Raw genomic sequence first — 18,191 nt, 5'->3', positions numbered from 1 at the left:
AGCAGGCATGGAAACCGACAATCTCCAATCCGACCGTCAATTCAAGACGCTGATCCTGACCGATCTTTGCGACTCGGTGACGCTGGTCGAGCGTATTGGCGACACCGCCGCCGCCGACCTGTTCCGCCGACTCGATGCACAGGTACTGCAGTTGCTGCAGCGCTGGCGTGGCCGGCTGATTGACCGCTCCGACGGCATGTTCCTGCTGTTTGATACACCTGTGGATGGTCTGGGGTTTGCCCTGGACTACATGGATGAACTGCACGCCCTGGGCAAGGCATTGAAGCTGCCGCTGCAGGCGCGCATGGGCCTGCATGTGGGCTATGTATTGTCCTGGCACAACAGCGAGGAGGCCATTGCTGCCGGTGCCAAGGCGCTGGAAGTGGAAGGTCTGGCCAAGCCGATGGCTGCGCGCTTGATGGCGCTGGCGCGTCCGGGCCAGATCCTGATGTCGTCGGCGGCCGAATCGATGATGCGCAGCGGTCAGCGCGAACTCGGTGATGGCGGCACCAACCTGCGCTGGAAATCGCACGGGCGCTGGCGTTTCAAGGGCCTGCCGACCAGGCAGGAAGTGTTTGAAGTGGGCCGGCAGGGGCGCGCACCGCTGCGTATGCCGGCCGGTTCGGCCAAGGCGCGCCGTGAGCTGCCGCTTTGGCGGCGGCCGGTGGCGTTGGTCGCCGAGATTGCGGTGGTGGCGGCGGTGGTGGCGGTGACCTGGGTGCTGGTCCGGTCAGAGCCGGCCATCGCCTTTGCCGAGCGCGATTGGGTGGTGGTGGCGGATGTGCGCAACCTCACCGGCCATCCACAACTGGACCATGGTCTGGAGCAGGCCTTTCGAATCAGCCTGGAACAGTCGGCCTACGTCAACGTGCTCAGTGACCTGAAGGCGCGCGAGACGATGAAGCAGATGCTCTTGCCGGAAAACGCCTCGATCGACCGCCGCGCGGCAATGCAGATCGCCGTGCGTGACGGTGCGCGTATCGTGCTGGAACCGAGCGTGCGCGAAGTACATGGGCAGCTGCGTGTCTCGGTGGATGTAGTAGATCCGGAGAAAGGACAGACGGTCGCTACGGTGTATGCCGACAGCCATGGCGTATCGTCGGTTCTGGCATCAACGGATGTCGTGGTTGCTCAGCTGCGTAGCCGGCTGGGCGAGGCGGTAGCGGATGTACGCCGTGCTTCTTCGCCGTTGCCGCAGGTTGCAACGGCCAACCTGGATGCGCTCCATGTCTATGCGGCCGCGTTGAAGGCCTATGGACAGGGCGACGTGCAGCGCTCGCTGGACTACTACGACGTCGCGATAGGGATCGACCCGGAGTTCGCGATGGCCTATCTGGGTCAGGTGCGCTCGTTGGCCAGCCTTGCACGGTTTGATGATGCGCGGCAAAAACTTGCGATCGCCGAGAAACTGCACGACCGTTTGAGCACACGCGAAGCGCTCTACATGGACGCATGGAAGCGGGAGTTGTTGGGAAGGAACGAAGCAGAGACCTATCGCGCCTGGAAGGTGCTTGCTGACCTGTATCCGGATCACCATGGCGCGAACGCCAATCAGGCCCTGGCGGCACTCGCGCTTGGCAGGTACGCAGAGGCCGAACGTTTGGCCGCACGCCTGAGTGTGCCGCAGAATGGCTTTCGCAACGCCGCGTTGCAACTTCAGGGGCGCGTACAGCTTGCGCGGGAGAAACTGCCGGCCGCGCTGGCGTCACTGGAGGAAGCCACGGCCATGGCCGATGGCCGGGTCAACAGATATTTGATTGGCGCAAAGGCGGCGAGCGGGGATATGACAGGGGCCAGGAACACGCTGCATCAGCTCCCTGCCGACAACCCGGGAGTTTGGCTGGAAGGCGTGGCACTGGCGCTCGACGAGGGCCGCTCGGCAGATGCACTCGATGTCATCCAGCGTGCCGCACGGCAATGCTCGGGCGTGCAATCCGGTGAGTGCGAGATATTCTCCGTCGCGCGCCTGAGCGCGCACGCCGCCGCAGGCGTATGTATTTCCCCCCAGGAGGTGGAGCGCGTGGTCCGCCCGTTGCTGGAAAGGATCGCCGAACCCGACGCGCCTGAGCGCGGCACCCGCCTGTACTATGCTGCCGCAGCCGTCTATGCCGCACAGCGGCTTGGCTTGGGAGCTGCCTTTGAGCGTGATGTGCAAAGGCTCGTTGAACTCGCTGAAAGTGTGGGTGATCCACGCGCCACCGAATTGGTTGCGCTGGTACACGCCAATGAGCTGCGTCGTTCCGGTGATGTCACCGCCGCGCTGCGGCGATTGAAAGCACTGGTCACAGAGGGGGAGCTGTTCCAGGTCCACAGCGTCCTTGCAGCGGTCTACCGGGACATGGGCAATATGCAGGATGCCGAACGGGAGAATGCATGGATGCGCCGGCATCGGGGCCTTGCCTACGCCGAATATGCCGGCAGCTCCACACTCCAGGCCTTGAATGTCCATGACAGCGTCGTAGGCCCGGGGCCGTTGCTTTGCGAGCGCATGCCGCCGGGCAGGTCGGTCCCCGAGGCTTAGCGATCGGTCCGTTGCGTGCCTTCGACGAAGGCAAATGGCAAGGAAAATGCCGAACTCTTGGTCAGTTGCTGGACCAACTGTTCACGCGCGGCTGAAAGCTCCGCTGCCGAGGCCAGCTTCCCCAGCACGCAGCATTCCTTCGCTGCCGCGCTGGCGGCGACACTTACCCGGGCCAGTGCGGTTCCGGGGTCGTTCTGGAATTCATCACGGTAAGCAGGGTCAGTGATCAGGAGATCCAGAAGGGCAAGGGCTTCATCCTGGGTGAGGACGTTGTTGGTCATGGTCTGCGCTCCTTGTGCTTGGTGAAGGGTGGGCGGGAACTATATCGACTGGCAGTGACCTACCTAAAGCGGTTCCAGGTATCAGCATTCCAAAAGGAGGCGCCGATGGATGGAGAGGCTTGGGGGAAGTGAGCAAGTGCCCCTGGATAGGCGAGAGCGGACTGCCTCGGTCACTTGCGCGACGAGGCCCGATCATTGCCATGCTCTTTCCCATGAGGAATCGAGGCGCCGATGCAGTCAGGTTGCAACGGCCGGTTCTTGCGAGGTCGCCGGTAGTGGGGCGGTAATCCCCCCCAGCACATAGTGGGAGATTGGCATTGAAGGTTCGTCGTTGTGCGGTTGTTTACTTCGAACGGCGAGAAGTCCGCCGTTTTGATCTGGCCAGCCTTCTTTCCGGAGGCAATGGATTGGTGCGGGAAATGTCCTGGGTCGCCATGGCCCCGCACCTGGCGTCCGAGGTGACGATTTCGGAAGAGGAGCTATTGGTGATCGGAAGGTATGGTCCGACGGATTGGGTCGTGCTGGATACCCCGATGGACGCTTTGCTTTTCAGATTGATCGAGCAGGGGCTTTTGCTCACCGATGCCTTGGAAGGCAGTGAATCAGAGAAGGCGGATGCTCGCTTCCGAACGCTGAACTGGTGGCCATTGGCGGCGATGGTGCATTGGGCTGCCCGGTGGAATGAGACCAATAGCGTGGAGGCAATGCAGCGACTTGGGACTGACAACGTTGAAGGTCTTCTGCGTTGCCATGGCCCACCGCCGCCGGTCACGATTGATCGTCAGGCGGCCGGTCTTGATGTGAGCCTTGAAAGGGCAAGCCCTGGTGATCTGGATCATCTGATGTCCAGGCGTGCAACGTGCCGAAACTTTGACTCCAAAAGGCCGCTTGAGCATGCGTTGCTCTCCCGGGTATTGGAGCGTGTCTTCGCGGCGCAAGGGCGGGCAAGTCAAGCAGAAGGGGTCGAGTTCCTCAAGAAGCACACTCCCTCAGGGGGGAGCTTGCATGCGACGGAGGCCTATCTCATTGTGCAGCGGGTAGAGGGCATCGCCGCTGGGCTTTATCACTACCGTCCCATTGATCATTCGTTGCGGCCTTTGCCCGGCCCAGCGCTTCCGTTGAGCGAGTTTGCGCGCAGCGCCCTGGCGGGTCAGTACTGGTTTTCAGAAGCACCAGTACTTGTGGTCTATGCACCACGTGTTGCTCGAAGTCATTGGAAGTATCAGAACCATCCAAAGGCCTATCGTGCTTTAACGTTGGATGTTGGGCATCTGTCGCAGACGCTCTATCTGAGTGCGACTGATCTCGGCCTGGGTGCGTTCGTCACTGCAGCAATCAATGAGATGCAGCTGGAACAGGCTTTCGGCCTTGGCGGCTTGGAAGAAGGGCCGATCGCAGTTGGAGGTTTTGGCTGGAGAGCAGCGGAGCAGGATGTCGCTGAATTCGATCCAGCCGGTGCCATCTGGTGAGGATGGCTACCCGTCACCAGCTGATGATGCGGTGTGGCTAGCTGGCCTCAAAATCCACCAGCACCGCCCCGTCGCCCACCTGGTCGCCGGCCTTGGCGCGGAAGCCGTGCACGGTGCCGTCGGCCGGGGCCTGCAGGGTGTGCTCCATCTTCATCGCTTCCATCACCAGCAACGCGGTGCCGCGGCTGACGCTGCTGCCCGGCTCGACCAGCAGCGAGACAATCCGGCCGGGCATCGGTGCGAGCAGGCTGCCGCCGTGATCGTTGGCCGTGTCGGCTTCGGCGACCGGGTCGTGCAGGATGAAATGCTGCTGGCGTTCATCACCGAAGACGTGCAGCGCATTGCCATCGCGCAGCGCCGTACCGCGGTGCAGCCGATCGCCGACCTGCAGGGCATGCCGGTTGCCCTGCAGCGTGCCAACGACCTGCACCTGCTCCTCGCCGACCAGCACCTGCCAGCCGTCGGCCTGCCTGCGCACCTGCAGCGTTTGTTGCTGCTGCAGATGCTCGAGCATGACCGAGCGTGCGGCCGGCCCGGTCAGGCGCCAGCCATCGTTGATCGCCCACGGCGAAGGGTCGTTAGTTGCGCCGGCATGGTCATTGGCCGCCAGTACCGCAGCCACGGCCCAATCGGCTGATGTTGCAGCGCTGTGCTGGATGTCCAACGCGTCGCGCTCACGTTCGATCAACGCGGTATCCAGGTTGGCGTGGCGGAACGAATCGGTCATCACCAGCCGGCGCAGGAACGCTGCATTGGTGGTGACACCGACCACCTGACATTGCGCCAGGGCACGCTGCATGCGCTGCAGCGCGCTGTTGCGGTCCACGTCCCAAACGATCAGCTTGGCGATCATCGGATCGTAGTACGGGGTGATTGCATCGCCCTGCTCAACGCCGGCATCGACACGCACGTTGGCGCTGGACTGTGGCAATTGCAGGTGACGCAGGGTGCCGGTGGAAGGCAGGAAGCCGCGGTCGGCATCTTCGGCATACAGGCGCGCTTCCAGCGCATGCCCATGGATGCTCAGCTGCTCCTGCGTCTTCGGCAGCGGCTGGCCGACGGCAACGCGCAGCTGCCATTCGACCAGGTCGGTGCCGGTGATCATCTCGGTGACGGGGTGCTCCACCTGCAGCCGGGTGTTCATTTCCATGAAATAGAAATCGCCCTCCGGCCCGGCAATGAATTCCACCGTGCCGGCGCCCACATAGCCCACCGCGCGTGCGGCATCGGTGGCGGCCTTGCCCATCGCCGCGCGCCGTTCGGGCGTCATGCCGGGCGCGGGTGCTTCTTCCAGTACCTTCTGATGGCGGCGTTGTACCGAGCAATCGCGCTCGAACAGATAGACCACGTTCCCCTGGCTGTCGCCGAACACCTGGATTTCGATATGACGCGGGCGTTCGACGTACTTTTCCACCAGCACATGCGCATTGCCAAACGACGCCTGTGCCTCGCGTTGGCAGCTGGCCAGCGCGGCCTCGAAATCAGCACTGGCCTCGACCTTGCGCATGCCCTTGCCACCGCCACCGGCGCTGGCCTTGATCAGCACCGGGTAACCAATGGCATCGGCCTGGGCACGCAGGAACTCCGGCTCCTGGCGGTCACCGTGGTAGCCCGGTGTCAACGGCACATTGGCCGCCTGCATCAAGGCCTTGGCCGAACTCTTGTCGCCCATGGCATCAATGGCGCTGGCCGGCGGGCCAATGAAGACAATGCCGGCTTCGGCACAGGCACGCGCAAAGCCGGCGTTCTCCGACAAAAAGCCGTAGCCGGGATGGATGGCCTGGGCGCCGCTGCGGCGTGCCGCATCGAGGATCACCTCCGCACGCAGGTAGCTTTCCGCCGCCGGCGCCGCACCGATGTGCACGGCTTCATCGGCCAGGCGCACATGCCGCGCATTGCGATCTGCATCGGAGTACACCGCCACGGTGGCAATGCCCAAGCGACGGCAGGTAGCGATGACGCGGCAAGCAATTTCACCGCGATTGGCGATCAGGATTTTGTTGAACATGACGTTATCCGTTGAGTGCCGTGCCGGAGAGATGGCGGAGAGCAGATGCTGGGAGGCCGAGCTTTGCTCTGGCGGGTGATCTTGATTTTCGGGTTCCCTTCCGCAGCGACGGAGCCGGCAGAAAAGACCCCGAAGGGGCGGCGCACAAGGATGTGCGTCGTTTTTCGACGAGACAGGGATGTCTCGTCGAAAAATCCTGCTGGCGGAGTGAACCGGCGATGCGCAGCATCGCGGGCGCGGAGGCAGGGGGTGCTTTCTTTTGGTTAGCTTTTCTTTGCACAAGCAAAGAAAAGTAACTCGCTCCCCAAAGGGGAGTGAAAGCCCTTGCTCCTGACGTTGTCTTGAGAAGGGGCTGCATGTGCATCACATCCGGAACACGCCAAACCGCGTGTCCTGCACCGGCGCATTGAGACTGGCCGCCAGCGCCAAGCCCAGCACCCGCCGCGTATCGGCCGGATCAATCACCCCGTCATCCCACAACCGCGCACTGGCGTAGTACGGATGCCCCTGCTGCTCGAACTGATCACGGATGGGCTGCTTGAACGCATCCTCCTCCTCGGCCGACCACACACCACCCTTGGCCTCGATGCCGTCGCGCTTGACCGTGGCCAGCACACTGGCCGCCTGCTCACCGCCCATCACCCCGATGCGCGCATTCGGCCACATCCACAGGAAGTGCGGCGAATACGCACGGCCACACATGCCGTAATTGCCGGCACCGAACGAACCACCGATTACCACCGTGTACTTCGGAACACGCGCGTTGGCGACCGCCATCACCAGCTTGGCGCCATCCTTGGCGATGCCGCCGTGCTCGTATTTGCGGCCGACCATGAAGCCGGTGATGTTCTGCAGAAACACCAGCGGGATGTTGCGCTGGCAGCACAGCTCGATGAAGTGCGCACCCTTGAGCGCTGACTCGGAGAACAGGATGCCGTTGTTGGCGATGATGCCAACCGGATGACCCTGCACATGTGCAAAGCCCGTCACCAGCGTGTTGCCGTAGCGCGGCTTGAACTCGTCAAAGCGCGAACCATCGATCACGCGCATGATTACTTCGCGCACGTCGTAGGGCTTGCGCGTGTCGGCCGGGATCACGCCGTACAGTTCCTGCGCATCGAACAGCGGCGCTTCGCTGGCCTGCAGAGCAATGCCGGCGTCCGGCTTGCGCCAGTTGAGGCTGGCGATGATTGCGCGCACCCGCGCCAGCGCCTGCAGGTCGTTGTCGGCCATGTGGTCGGCCACGCCGGAAATGCGCGTATGCACATCGGCACCGCCCAGTTCCTCGGCACTGACCACCTCGCCGGTGGCCGCTTTCACCAGCGGTGGGCCGCCGAGGAAGATGGTGCCCTGTTCCTTGACGATCACCGTCTCGTCGCTCATCGCCGGCACGTAGGCGCCACCGGCGGTGCAGCTGCCCATCACACAGGCGATCTGCGGGATGCCCTGCGCGGAGAGATTGGCCTGGTTGTAGAAGATGCGGCCAAAGTGATCGCGGTCCGGGAACACTTCATCCTGCAGTGGCAGGAAAGCGCCGCCGGAGTCGACCAGATAGATGCACGGCAGGCGGTTCTGCTGCGCGATTTCCTGCGCGCGCAGGTGCTTCTTCACCGTCACCGGGTAATAGGTGCCGCCCTTGACGGTGGCATCGTTGGCGACGATCAGGCATTCCACACCGGACACGCGACCGATGCCGGCGACCATGCCGGCGCCGGGCACCGGGTCGGCGTACATGCCGTGCGCCGCCAACGGAGCCACTTCGAGGAATGGACTGCCGGGATCAAGCAGCGCATCAATGCGCTCGCGCACCAGCAGCTTGCCGCGCGCGGTGTGCTTGGCCCGTGCCGCATCGCTGCCACCGCGCGCGGTGGTCTCCAGCGTGGCGCGCAGATCATCAACCTGCGCCTGCATCGCGATGCGGTTGGCTTCAAAACTTTCGCTGCCGGGTTGCAGTTGGGTGGTGAGGATGGTCATGGCCGAAGTCCTGGGTTCTGGAGCCTGTCTGCGCGCGGAAACATGGCAGCGGGGCTGTTGCTTTGCTTTTGCTGTTGCAGTTCCGTCCCTTCTCCCGCCTGCGGGAGAAGGTGCCCCGAAGGGGCGGATGAGGGGGGCTTCCAAAAGCATTGGGCCTGCTTGCTGGGAGCCTCCCCTCACCCCAACCCCTCTCCCGTGAACGGGAGAGGGGCTTAAGCGGCATCAAGCGGTCTTTTGGAACAACTCACGCCCAATCAACATGCGGCGGATCTCGGAAGTACCTGCTCCAATCTCATACAACTTGGCATCGCGCCACAGACGCCCGGCCGGGTATTCGTTGATGTAGCCGTTGCCGCCGAGAATCTGGATGGCTTCACCGGCGGCCCAGGTCGCTTTCTCCGCCGAATACAGAATGGCACCGGCGGCGTCCTGGCGCGTGGTGCGGCCCTGGTCGCAGGCCTTGGCCACGGCGTACACATACGCGCGGCAGGCATTGAAGCCGACGTACATGTCGGCCAGCTTGGCCTGGATCAACTGGAATGTGCCGATCGCCTCACCGAACTGCTTGCGCTCATGCACATACGGCAGCACCACATCCAGCGCCGCCGCCATCAACCCCAGCGGGCCGCCGGACAACACCACGCGCTCGTAGTCCAGGCCGGACATCAGCACTTTCACGCCGCCGCCGACTTCGCCCAGCACGTTCTCTGCCGGTACTTCGCAATCCTGGAACACCAGCTCACAGGTGTTGGACGCGCGCATGCCCAGCTTGTCCAGCTTCTGCGCGGTGGAAAAACCCTTCATGCCCTTCTCGATGAGGAAGGCGGTGATGCCGCGCGAACCGGCGCTGGCATCGGTCTTGGCATACACCACCAGCACGTCGGCGTCGGGGCCGTTGGTGATCCACATCTTGTTGCCGTTGAGCACGTAGTGGTCACCGCGCTTGTCCGCGCGCAGCTTCATCGACACCACGTCCGAACCGGCGCCCGGTTCGCTCATCGCCAGCGCGCCGATGTGTTCACCGCTGCACAGCTTGGGCAGGTATTTGTGCTTCTGCGCTGGGCTGCCGTTCTTGCGCAGCTGGTTGAGGCACAGGTTGGAATGCGCGCCGTAGGACAGGCCAATGCCACCGGACGCGCGCGAGATTTCCTCCATCGCCACCACATGCGCCAGATAGCCCATGCCGGTGCCGCCGTATTCCTCTTCCACGGTCATGCCCAGCAGGCCCTGTTCGCCCAGCTGGCGCCACAGTTGGTTGGGGAAGTGGTTGGTCGCGTCGGCCTCGGCGGCCAGCGGCGCGATATGCGTGGCGGCGAACTGGGCCACGCTTTCGCGCAGCATGTCGATCTCTTCGCCGAGATCGAAGGACAGGGAGGGGATGTGCATGGGGGCGGCTCCAGTACGGCTTGGCGAGGGGGCGCTCCGGGTTGGGGGTGACGGGCAAGGCCGCCAGCACGGGCGTTTGCGCGCAGCCTAGCGGGTCGCGGTAAAAAAGTGAACACAAATTCAAAAATTGAACCTAGAATCAGCCCATGGCTTACAAACGCTCGGAATTGATGGAAAAACGCCTCGCCGGCAACCGCGAGGCAATCCTGGCCGCGGCCCGCCGGCTGGTCGCCGCAGGCGGTTACCGCAATGCACCGATCACCGCCGTGGCGGCCGAGGCGGGCGTATCCACCGGGCTGATCTACCGCCACTTCCCGTCCAAGGCGGAGTTGTTCGTGGAAGTGCTGACTGCGGCGGTCGAGCATGAGCTGGAGATCCTGTCGGCCATTGCCGATGAAGCATTGCCGGCGCCGCAGCGGCTGCAGCGGGCGGTGGCCTCGTTCGTGCGCCGTGCCATGGCCGGCCCGGGTTTGGCCTATGCCTTCATCGCCGAGCCGGTGGACCCGGAAGTGGAGGCCGAGCGCATCCGTTGCCGGCGGCTGTTCGGCGATGTGTTCAAGCGCATCCTCGATGACGGCGTGCGCAGTGGCGAGCTGCCCGCGCAGGACCTGGACATCAGTGCGGCCTGCATCGTCGGCGCCTTCACCGAGGCGCTGGTCGGCCCCACCGCGCCCAGCCGTGACGGCCTGCGCGATGGCGAGCACCTGGTCGATGCGATCGGCGCACTGTGCCTGCGTGCGGCGGGTGCGCCGGTACCTGCCTGAGCCGCGGCAGCGGGGCTCGCGCGATGCGCTGAAGATGCTGCGTTGCCGCACGTTTTGCCGCATCCGCGCCCATTGCGGGCGGTGCCATGCGCTGGTCTATACTCGCCGACAGCCATGGTCCACCGACTACTCGCCAGGGGTGTTGAGACGTGCGGAATTACGACCTCGAGTTTCTCAAGCGCTTTTCCATCGTGATCGCCATTCTGGCCATCATCACGATCGGCCTGATCATCTTCGCCTCGTTCCTGCAGCGCTCCATTCCCGCCGAGGTTTCACCCTCGGTGACCAAACGCATTGAAGAACGCATTGCCCCGGTGGGCGCGGTGTACGCCGGGGCCACCGGCGCATCGGCGCAGGCGGCCGCTGCGGCGGCGGCCTCCGCTGCAGCAATGGCCAGCGGTGCCTACGGCGGTACGCTGGACGGCAAGGTGATCTACGACAACCTCTGTACCGCCTGCCACACCAATGGCGTGGGCTTGGCGCCGACGCTGGATCACGCGCACTGGGATGCGCGCCTGGCCCAGGGCAAGGACACCCTCTACAAGCACGCCATCGAGGGATATACCGGCCCGGACGGCGGGATCATGCCGCCCAAGGGTGGCAATGCCGGGCTCAGCGAGGAACAGATCCACGCGGCAGTGGACTGGATGCTCGACAACCTGAAATAGAAAACCGCCAGACTCGGCAGCGGGCAACCGGCCTGATTGCTGCAGAATATCCAGCGCCGCCTTCCTGAGGCGGCGCTTCTGTTTTCGCTACCCCTGTTCCGCTTTCCATCGGAGTTGTCCATGCGCTGTTCCCCCTCCTTGCTTGCCCTGGCCCTGGTTGCGGCCTGCACCGGCCCGGTATTGGCAGCCTCCCCGGCAACCGTGTTGCCCATCGGCAAGGTGCAGGGCAGCGCGCAGCGCAGCCCCTATGAAGGCAAGCCGGTGACGGTGGAGGCCATGATCACCGCCGACATGCGCGATGGCCTGGGCGGGGTGTATGTGCAGGATGCCGGTGACGGCGATGCAGCGACCTCCGACGGTTTGTTCGTGCGCCTGCCCGAGGGCCAGGCAGTGCAGGTCGGTCAGTGGCTGCGCCTCAGCGGCATGGTGCAGGAGCAGGCCGCCGGCAAGGGCGGCCAGACGCTGACCGTACTGCAGGCCGACAAGGTGAGTGCGGCAGCAACGCGCACGGCACCGGCGGTGACGGTGCTTGAGGACGTGCCGGCCAATTGGGAAGCACTGGAAGGCATGCGGGTGCGCATCGCCGCGCCGTTGACCCTGGCCGGGCAGGAGGGTTTGCAGCGCTTTGGTGAACTCACCGCCGCGTTCGGCGGGCGTTTGTGGCAGCCCAGCGAGGTGGCCGCTGCCGGCAGCCCGGAGCAGGCCGCCGTACTGGCCGACAACGCACGGCGTCGTCTGCGCCTGGACGATGGCAGCAGCAAGCGCGATCCGGGCAGCGTGCCGTATCTGGCCGAGGACGTGGTGCTGCGTACCGGCGCACAGTTGAGCCAGGTGCAGGGCATCGTTGACCAGCGCTTTGACGGCGACTATCGCCTGCAGCTGACCGCGCCGCTGCGGGTCAGCACCGGCCTGCGCCCGCTGCAGCCGCCGACCGTTGATGGCGGTCTGCGTATTGCTGCATTCAATCTCGAGAATTACTTCAACGGCGACGGCAAGGGCGGCGGCTATCCGACGTTGCGCGGCGCGAAGACGGCGGAACAACAGGCCGCGCAACAGGCCAAGCTGGTCACCACCATCGGCAGCCTCAATGCTGACGTGGCGGCACTGATGGAGTTGGAGAACGACGGCTACGGCCCGGGTTCTGCCATCGACCAGCTGGTGCGTGCGCTCAACCAGGGGCAGGGCAAGGACGGCGATTGGAAATTTGTCGACGCCAAACAGGGCCCGGGTGACAACCCGATCCGCGTGGGCATCATCTATCGCAGCACCCGGGTGAAGCCGGTGGGCAAGCCGGCGGTGCTGGAGCACGAGCCGTTCGGCGAACGCAGCCGCGTGCCGCTGGCGCAGGCCTTCCGCATGGGCCGCACCGGCGCACCGTTCGTGGTGGTGGCCAACCACTTCAAGTCAAAGGGCTGCTCGGAAGCCAGCGGCGCCAATGCCGACCAGAACGATGGCCAGGGCTGCTGGAACGCCACCCGTGTTGAATCGGCGCGTCTGCTGCACCAATGGCTGCAGGGCGACCCCACCGGCAGCGGCAGCACCGATGCCGTGCTGCTGGGCGACTTCAACGCCTATGCGATGGAAGACCCGATCCGCACCTTGCACGCCGATGGCTGGCAGGACGCGTTCAAGGTGGCCGGCGTCGAGCAGCCGTACAGCTACGTCTACAACGGCCTGACCGGGCGCCTGGACCATGCCCTGTTGAGCCCGGGCATGGCGGCGCGCCTGAAGGGTGCGGCCGAATGGCACATCAACGCCGATGAAGCCGACGATGTCGGCTACCAAGGCCGCAACGTGCCGGGCCCGTGGCGCAGCTCGGACCATGATCCGTTGCTGTTGGGGTTTGAGCCGTAAGGCGGGAGCTACCCCTCCCCCAACCCTCCCCTTGCCTGCGTCAAAGGGGGGCTGTTCCCTGCGACCTGTCTGATTGCAGCGCAGCTGCTCTTGACCCCCTCCCTTTGGCCCAAGGCCAAGGGGAGGGCGGGGGAGGGGTGCCTTTGCTGTTGCTCCAGGCCAGCAGAAGACCTCACAACGTCCCGCGCGCAATCAATCCAATAGCCACCACCGCCAACGCCAGACCCGCACGGTTCCACGCGCTGGTCTTCTCGCCGAATACCCAAACCCCGACCAGCGCACCCAGGCACACCACGCCGATGTTCATGCCGGCGAAGATCGTCGCCGGGCTGTGCGGCATTGCCTGGTGCGCACGCACATAGAACAGGATGTTGCCGAAGTTGATCAGGCCCAGCAGCAGGCCGTAGCCGACATTGCGCAGGGTGAGTCGCGCGCTGCCGCTGAAATGCCGCTGCAGCTGCCACGCCAGCATCAACACAAAGGCGATGCCGAAGCTGACCAGCAAGGCAGCCGTTGAGGGCGTACCCGCCAGCGCCACGCGCTTGAGCAGGATGTCGATCAACGCAAAGCCGACCCACACACCCAGCAACCAGCCCCAGCTGCCGCCCGCGCGACTGCCGGTTTCACCGTTGCGCGCGCTTACGCCGACGATGGCCAGCAGCCCCAGCCCCAGGCCGGCCAGTTTCCAGCCGTTGGCATGCTCACCAAACAGCAGGAATGCCGCCGCCAATGACAGCAGCAGTGAGAGGCGCTGGGCCACATCGCTGCGCACGATGCCGGCTTCGTGCACCGCCCGCGCCAGCACCAGAAAAATGCCGGGCAGCGCCACCGCCAGGCCCAGCAGTGCCAGCCACGGCGTGTGCCCGCTTTGCAGCGTCTGCAGCGAGGGTTTGAGCAGCAGCAGCGACAACACGCTGGCGGCCAGGTAGTTCCAGGTCACCGCTTGGGCGATGTCGATGCCGCGGCGCGGGGCCAGTTTCAGCAGCACCGACACCAGCACGCTGCAGGCCACGCTCAGGATCAGGAAATACATCGTTTCAGCTACCGTGAAGGCAAGGGCGGTGAAGCCGCCGGACAGGGCCGGTATTATGGCCGCATGCAAATGCCTACATTCCCCCACGAATCGGCGACGCTGACCCTGGAAGGCCCGGTCGGGCCGCTGGAGATTGGCGTCGACTTCCCCGATGGCGACGCTGCGCCGCGGCCCATCATCGCGGTCATCTGCCACCCGCTGTCGATTGAAGGCGGCAGCATGCACAACAAGGTGGTAACCATGGTCTCGCGCGCGTTGCGCGACCTGGGCATCACCACGGTGCGCTTCAATTTCCGCGGCGTGGGTGCTTCGGCCGGTGTCTACGACAATGGCGAAGGTGAGGGCGACGACCTGCGCGCGGTGGCCAACTGGGTGCGCAGCCAACGCCCGGACAGCGCGTTGTGGCTGGCCGGTTTCAGCTTTGGTGCCTATGTCTCGCTGCGTGCGGCCGCTGCCCTGCAGCCGCAGGCACTGATCTCCGTGGCCCCGCCGGTGGGCCGCCGCACCTGGGATTTCAGTCAGGTGCAGCCGCCGTCGAACTGGCTGGTGGTGCAGGGTGACGCCGACGAAATCGTCGATGCGCAGGGCGTGTACCAGTGGCTGGAGTCGCTGGACAACCCGCCGCAGCTGGTGCGCATGCCCGACACCACGCACTTCTTCCATCGCAAGCTGATCGACCTGCGTGGCGCGATCCAGCACGAAGTGCGGCGCTGGCTGCCCGACAGCAGCAGCTGAGGCATGGACGCAATGACTCCCTCACAGCGCTACGCCGCCGGCGTGGCCCGCGGCGACTGGCGCGACGATCCGGACCAGCACCCGGCCCTGGCCGAACTGGACCGCATCCACGAAGCGCTGGTGGATTCGGCGCAGGACGGCTGGCTGGACCGCCTGTCCGCGTTCTGGAAGAAGCCCGAGCCGGTCAAGGGCCTGTATTTCTGGGGCGGCGTGGGCCGCGGCAAGACTTTCCTGGTGGACCTGTTCTACGACGGCCTGCCGATCGAAAAGAAGTATCGCACCCACTTCCATCGTTTCATGCGCGGTATCCACGAGCGCCTGCGCGAACACCAGGGGCAGAGCGATCCGCTGGCCAAGATTGCCCAGGAATGGCGCAACAACCTGCGCGTGCTGGTGCTGGATGAATTCTTCGTCACAGACATTGGCGATGCGATGCTGCTGGCGCGCTTGCTGGAGCGCCTGTTCGCCGAGGGCATCACCCTGGTGACCACCTCCAACACCGCCGTGGAAAACCTGTACCTCAACGGCCTGCAGCGCGACAGCTTCCTGCCGGCCATCGCGCTGCTGCAGAAGCACTGCGTGGAGCTGTACGCCGAAGGCACCGAGGACTACCGCATGCGCGCGCTGACCCGCTCGCCGGTGTACCGCGCGCCGCTGGATGCTGACAGTGAAAGCTGGTTGGGCGGACGCTGGAAGGAACTGAGCGGCGGCGAGGATTCGCGCAGCGGCAACATCGCCATTGAAGGCCGCAAGATTCCGGTGCGTGGCCGTGGCAAGAGCATTGCATGGTTTGATTTCGCTGCGTTGTGCGAAGGCCCGCGCGGGCCGTCGGATTACATTGAGATCGCCCGCGAGTTCAACACCGTGCTGCTCGGTGGCATTCCGCATTTCGACCGCATGAACGAAGACGCCGCGCGGCGTTTCGTCAACCTGATCGACGAGTTGTATGACCGCCAGGTCAACCTGGTCTGCACCGCGCAGGATGCCCCGCCGCTGCTGTATTCCGGCACCCGCCTGGCCGGTGCCTTCGAGCGCACAGCTAGTCGCTTGATTGAAATGCAGAGCGCCGAGTACCTGGGCACCGCGCACCGGAATGGGTAACCCAGAGCATCGCAATCCGCTTGCAGCCCCTCTCCCGCGTGCGGGAGAGGGGTTGGGGTGAGGGGAGCGGGCGAAGCCCGTTGCCGCGCAGCATGGCACCAAGCGTCACCGGGAAGGCCGCTGCCGAGCATGGCTCGGCACTACATCGCGTCCTCTTAACCCCATCCTCCATCGTCGCCCGTTCCTGTTCCTGCACGCCGCCATACGCGGCCCATCCCTCGCACAGGAGCAGCGACCATGCGTCATTCGAATGGAACCATGTTGAAGCGGCCCGTACGCACCGCGGCGTTCGCTGCCATTGCCACCTTGCTGGTCGGCCTGCCGGTGGTGACCGCGGCGCGTCTGGCGCCGGCCTCGCCTCCGGTGGTGGAAGGCGACCTGCAGGCGCCGACCTCGTTGCGTGTGCGGCAGACCCGGCCGAACTTCCAGGCGCCGACGGCAACGACCTGCAGCGACACGCCGGTGCTGCGCGAAGTGGCAGATCCCAGTCCTCGTGCACAGGAGCACCTGACCGGGCCATCCAGTCGCCGTTTCCGTTCCGCCATGAAGAGTGCTGGGAGTGCCGAGCGTACCGCCGTGATGGAAAGCCTGGTTGCGCCCGCACCGGCTGCGCCGCCGTCGCCGGCCAGTGAGGTAGCCGCGACCGTCGATGCGCTTCATGCGGCCGATGCCGCACTCCGCCTCGAATCGTCAGCGCCGCGCGCGCATCAGCAACAACAAGCCCCGGTCACCGCCGGCGTGGTCGACGACAACGCCGACTTCGGTGGCTTCCTGCAGTTTCTGCAGGGGCATGAGGAATCCAAACAACTGGGCCGCGACATCAGCGTGCGTCAGCGCCTGAAGGTGGTGGATGCACAGGGCCGCCCGGTACCCGATGCCGAAGTGGCGGTCAGTGCCAGCAACGGCGCGCGGATGTGGGCGCGCACCGATGCCGGCGGCCAGGTGTGGCTGCACCCCAATGCCTTTGATGACCGTGATTCGGCCAGCTACCAGGTGCAGGTGCGTCGTGCTGGCAAGACCGTGAGCGCGCCATTGCAGCGCGGGCAGAAGAACACCTTGCAGGTGGTGATGGCCGATGCCGCAGTGCCGGCGCGGGCCAAACTGGACCTGGTGTTCATGGTCGACGCCACTGGCTCGATGGGCGATGAAATCGACAAGCTGCGCAATTCGCTGCAGGGCATCGTGCGTGACATCAGCCAGCTGCCGTCGCAGCCGGATATCTGCCTGGGCCTGGTGACCTACCGTGATCGCGGCGATGAATATTTCGTGCGCGGTTGGGACATGACCCACAACGTGGCAGCGTTCCAGCAGGTGCTCGATGGTGTGCGGGCCAATGGCGGCGGCGACTTCCCCGAAGCCATGAATGAAGCTTTCGATCATTCGGTGCAGGCGCTGAACTGGCGCGGGCCCTCCACCACGCGCGTGCTGGTGTCACTGGCCGACGCACCGCCGCAGATGGGTTATCCGCAGCCGCGTTACGAGCAGACCATGCTGGCCGCGCTGGGCAAGGGCATCAAGGTGTTCAGCGTGGCCGCGTCCGGCCAGGACACCACCGGCGAGATCGTGCAGCGGCAGATCGCGCAGTACACCGGCGGACGTTTCATCTTCCTCACCTACAAGGACGCCAGTGATCCGTCCAGCGGCCCCGGCAGCGAGACGGTGCATGAGGTGAGCAACTACTCGGTCGATACCCTGGACAAGCTGGTGGTGCGGCTGGTGCGCGAGGAGCTGGCGCAGCTGCCTTGAATGGGAAGTGGGGAAGGTGAGGCCGTAGGCGGGGATGGAATCCCCGCATCCACGGTGCTGAAGGGGTGCTTGGGAGGCTGGGGGGGGGGCATCCCAGCCCGCGCTGAGAATTTCATCAGAAATTTACGTCTTCAAGACGAGGGGTTTACCCGCAAAAAAAGTGGCCAAACCACTTGACTGCGCAATCCGTCCGGACAGGTTGCCGTACCCGGATCCGGCCCGCGAAGGCATAAGCCTTGCGCCCCAAGGCTTGACGAAAATTCCCCACATTTCGTGTTGACCGTGTCATTTACCCCCACTATCTTGTGGCCCGTCGGTTCTGGTGGGTTCGCGCTCACCGGATTGAAAGGGAAGCTGGTGACGCCGTGACAGGCCATTCCAGCACTGCCCCGCAGCGGTAATTGGGAACGACCCCGCCACATCAGCACTGAGGCTCAGACCTTGGGAAGCGGCGGAGTAGGAGAAGGCCCCCGCCTTCATGCCCAAAAGTCCGAAGACCTGCCGACAGCCACGCGATGCACACCGCGTGGTGCCGGCTGCGGTGTCTTCGAGGGGAAGACGGCTGGTGACGTGGTGCCGTTGACGCCGACTGCAGGTCGGGTGCGTCGCGGTTGCTGCGACGCCGTCCTTCCATGCTCCTGGTCCCGCCAC

The 18,191-nt window shown here is 64.7% G+C and carries 13 protein-coding genes and 1 riboswitch; of the genes, 8 read left to right on the top strand and 5 right to left on the bottom strand.

Annotation, left to right across the window (positions count from 1 at the left end; genetic code table 11):
• Positions 1-7 precede the first annotated feature (7 nt).
• Positions 8-2,521 (top strand): putative peptide modification system cyclase, encoded by a 2,514-nt coding sequence (locus ACVOLO_RS08305; RefSeq protein WP_481569775.1) that lies wholly within the window; start codon positions 8-10, stop codon positions 2,519-2,521.
• Here ACVOLO_RS08305 and ACVOLO_RS08300 read toward each other — a convergent pair.
• A complete protein-coding gene (locus ACVOLO_RS08300) occupies positions 2,518-2,802 on the bottom strand; it encodes an NHLP-related RiPP peptide (RefSeq protein WP_481569774.1) in 285 nt (94 codons plus the stop codon). The genes ACVOLO_RS08305 and ACVOLO_RS08300 overlap by 4 nt on opposite strands.
• 317 nt (positions 2,803-3,119) lie before the next feature.
• Here ACVOLO_RS08300 and ACVOLO_RS08295 point away from each other — a divergent pair, with 317 nt between their 5' ends.
• Entirely contained in the window at positions 3,120-4,271 is a 1,152-nt protein-coding gene (locus tag ACVOLO_RS08295; RefSeq protein ID WP_481569773.1) for a putative peptide maturation dehydrogenase, read from the top strand.
• Positions 4,272-4,308: 37 nt separating this feature from the next.
• On the opposite strand, the gene ACVOLO_RS08290 is transcribed toward ACVOLO_RS08295, so the two are convergent.
• The 3 genes from ACVOLO_RS08290 to ACVOLO_RS08280 form a co-directional block, all read right to left on the bottom strand.
• Positions 4,309-6,279: an acetyl/propionyl/methylcrotonyl-CoA carboxylase subunit alpha gene (locus ACVOLO_RS08290; RefSeq protein WP_481569772.1), complete on the bottom strand. Its 1,971-nt coding sequence runs from the start codon at positions 6,277-6,279 to the stop codon at positions 4,309-4,311.
• A gap of 363 nt (positions 6,280-6,642) precedes the next feature.
• On the bottom strand, positions 6,643-8,253 hold the full coding sequence (locus ACVOLO_RS08285; protein WP_481569771.1) for a carboxyl transferase domain-containing protein: 1,611 nt from the start codon (positions 8,251-8,253) through the stop codon (positions 6,643-6,645).
• 222 nt (positions 8,254-8,475) lie between these two features.
• Entirely contained in the window at positions 8,476-9,639 is a 1,164-nt protein-coding gene (locus tag ACVOLO_RS08280) for an isovaleryl-CoA dehydrogenase (RefSeq protein WP_481569770.1), read from the bottom strand.
• Between the two features lie 146 nt (positions 9,640-9,785).
• On the opposite strand from ACVOLO_RS08280, the gene ACVOLO_RS08275 reads away from it, so the two are divergent.
• The 3 genes from ACVOLO_RS08275 to ACVOLO_RS08265 all read left to right on the top strand — a co-directional run bounded on the left by ACVOLO_RS08275 (position 9,786) and on the right by ACVOLO_RS08265 (position 12,925).
• A complete protein-coding gene (locus ACVOLO_RS08275) occupies positions 9,786-10,403 on the top strand; it encodes a TetR/AcrR family transcriptional regulator (protein ID WP_481569769.1) in 618 nt (205 codons plus the stop codon).
• 149 nt (positions 10,404-10,552) lie between these two features.
• Entirely contained in the window at positions 10,553-11,071 is a 519-nt protein-coding gene (locus ACVOLO_RS08270) for a c-type cytochrome (RefSeq protein ID WP_481569768.1), read from the top strand.
• A gap of 120 nt (positions 11,072-11,191) precedes the next feature.
• Complete coding sequence (locus ACVOLO_RS08265) at positions 11,192-12,925, top strand: ExeM/NucH family extracellular endonuclease (protein WP_481569767.1); 1,734 nt, start codon at positions 11,192-11,194, stop codon at positions 12,923-12,925.
• 172 nt (positions 12,926-13,097) lie between these two features.
• Here ACVOLO_RS08265 and ACVOLO_RS08260 read toward each other — a convergent pair whose 3' ends face one another.
• The gene (locus ACVOLO_RS08260) at positions 13,098-13,958 is read right to left on the bottom strand and encodes an EamA family transporter (RefSeq protein WP_481569766.1); all 861 of its coding nucleotides are present in this window, start codon (positions 13,956-13,958) and stop codon (positions 13,098-13,100) included.
• A 63-nt stretch (positions 13,959-14,021) separates the two neighbouring features.
• On the opposite strand from ACVOLO_RS08260, the gene ACVOLO_RS08255 reads away from it, so the two are divergent.
• The 3 genes from ACVOLO_RS08255 (at position 14,022) to ACVOLO_RS08245 (ending at position 17,540) form a co-directional block, all read left to right on the top strand.
• Positions 14,022-14,693 carry an alpha/beta hydrolase gene (locus ACVOLO_RS08255; protein WP_481569765.1) on the top strand — a complete coding sequence of 224 codons (672 nt, stop codon included), beginning with the start codon at positions 14,022-14,024 and terminating at the stop codon, positions 14,691-14,693.
• A 3-nt stretch (positions 14,694-14,696) separates the two neighbouring features.
• Positions 14,697-15,794, top strand: a complete 1,098-nt coding sequence (gene zapE / locus ACVOLO_RS08250) for a cell division protein ZapE (protein WP_481569764.1) — start codon at positions 14,697-14,699, stop codon at positions 15,792-15,794.
• A gap of 258 nt (positions 15,795-16,052) precedes the next feature.
• The gene (locus ACVOLO_RS08245) at positions 16,053-17,540 is read left to right on the top strand and encodes a VWA domain-containing protein (RefSeq protein ID WP_481569763.1); all 1,488 of its coding nucleotides are present in this window, start codon (positions 16,053-16,055) and stop codon (positions 17,538-17,540) included.
• A 297-nt stretch (positions 17,541-17,837) separates the two neighbouring features.
• Positions 17,838-18,060: riboswitch (cobalamin riboswitch) on the top strand.
• Positions 18,061-18,191 lie beyond the last annotated feature (131 nt).

The sequence above is a fragment of the Stenotrophomonas sp. STEN056 genome (assembly GCF_056759635.1).
Note: the sequence above shows the minus strand (reverse complement) of the source record. Positions and strands in the feature narration are given on the sequence as shown.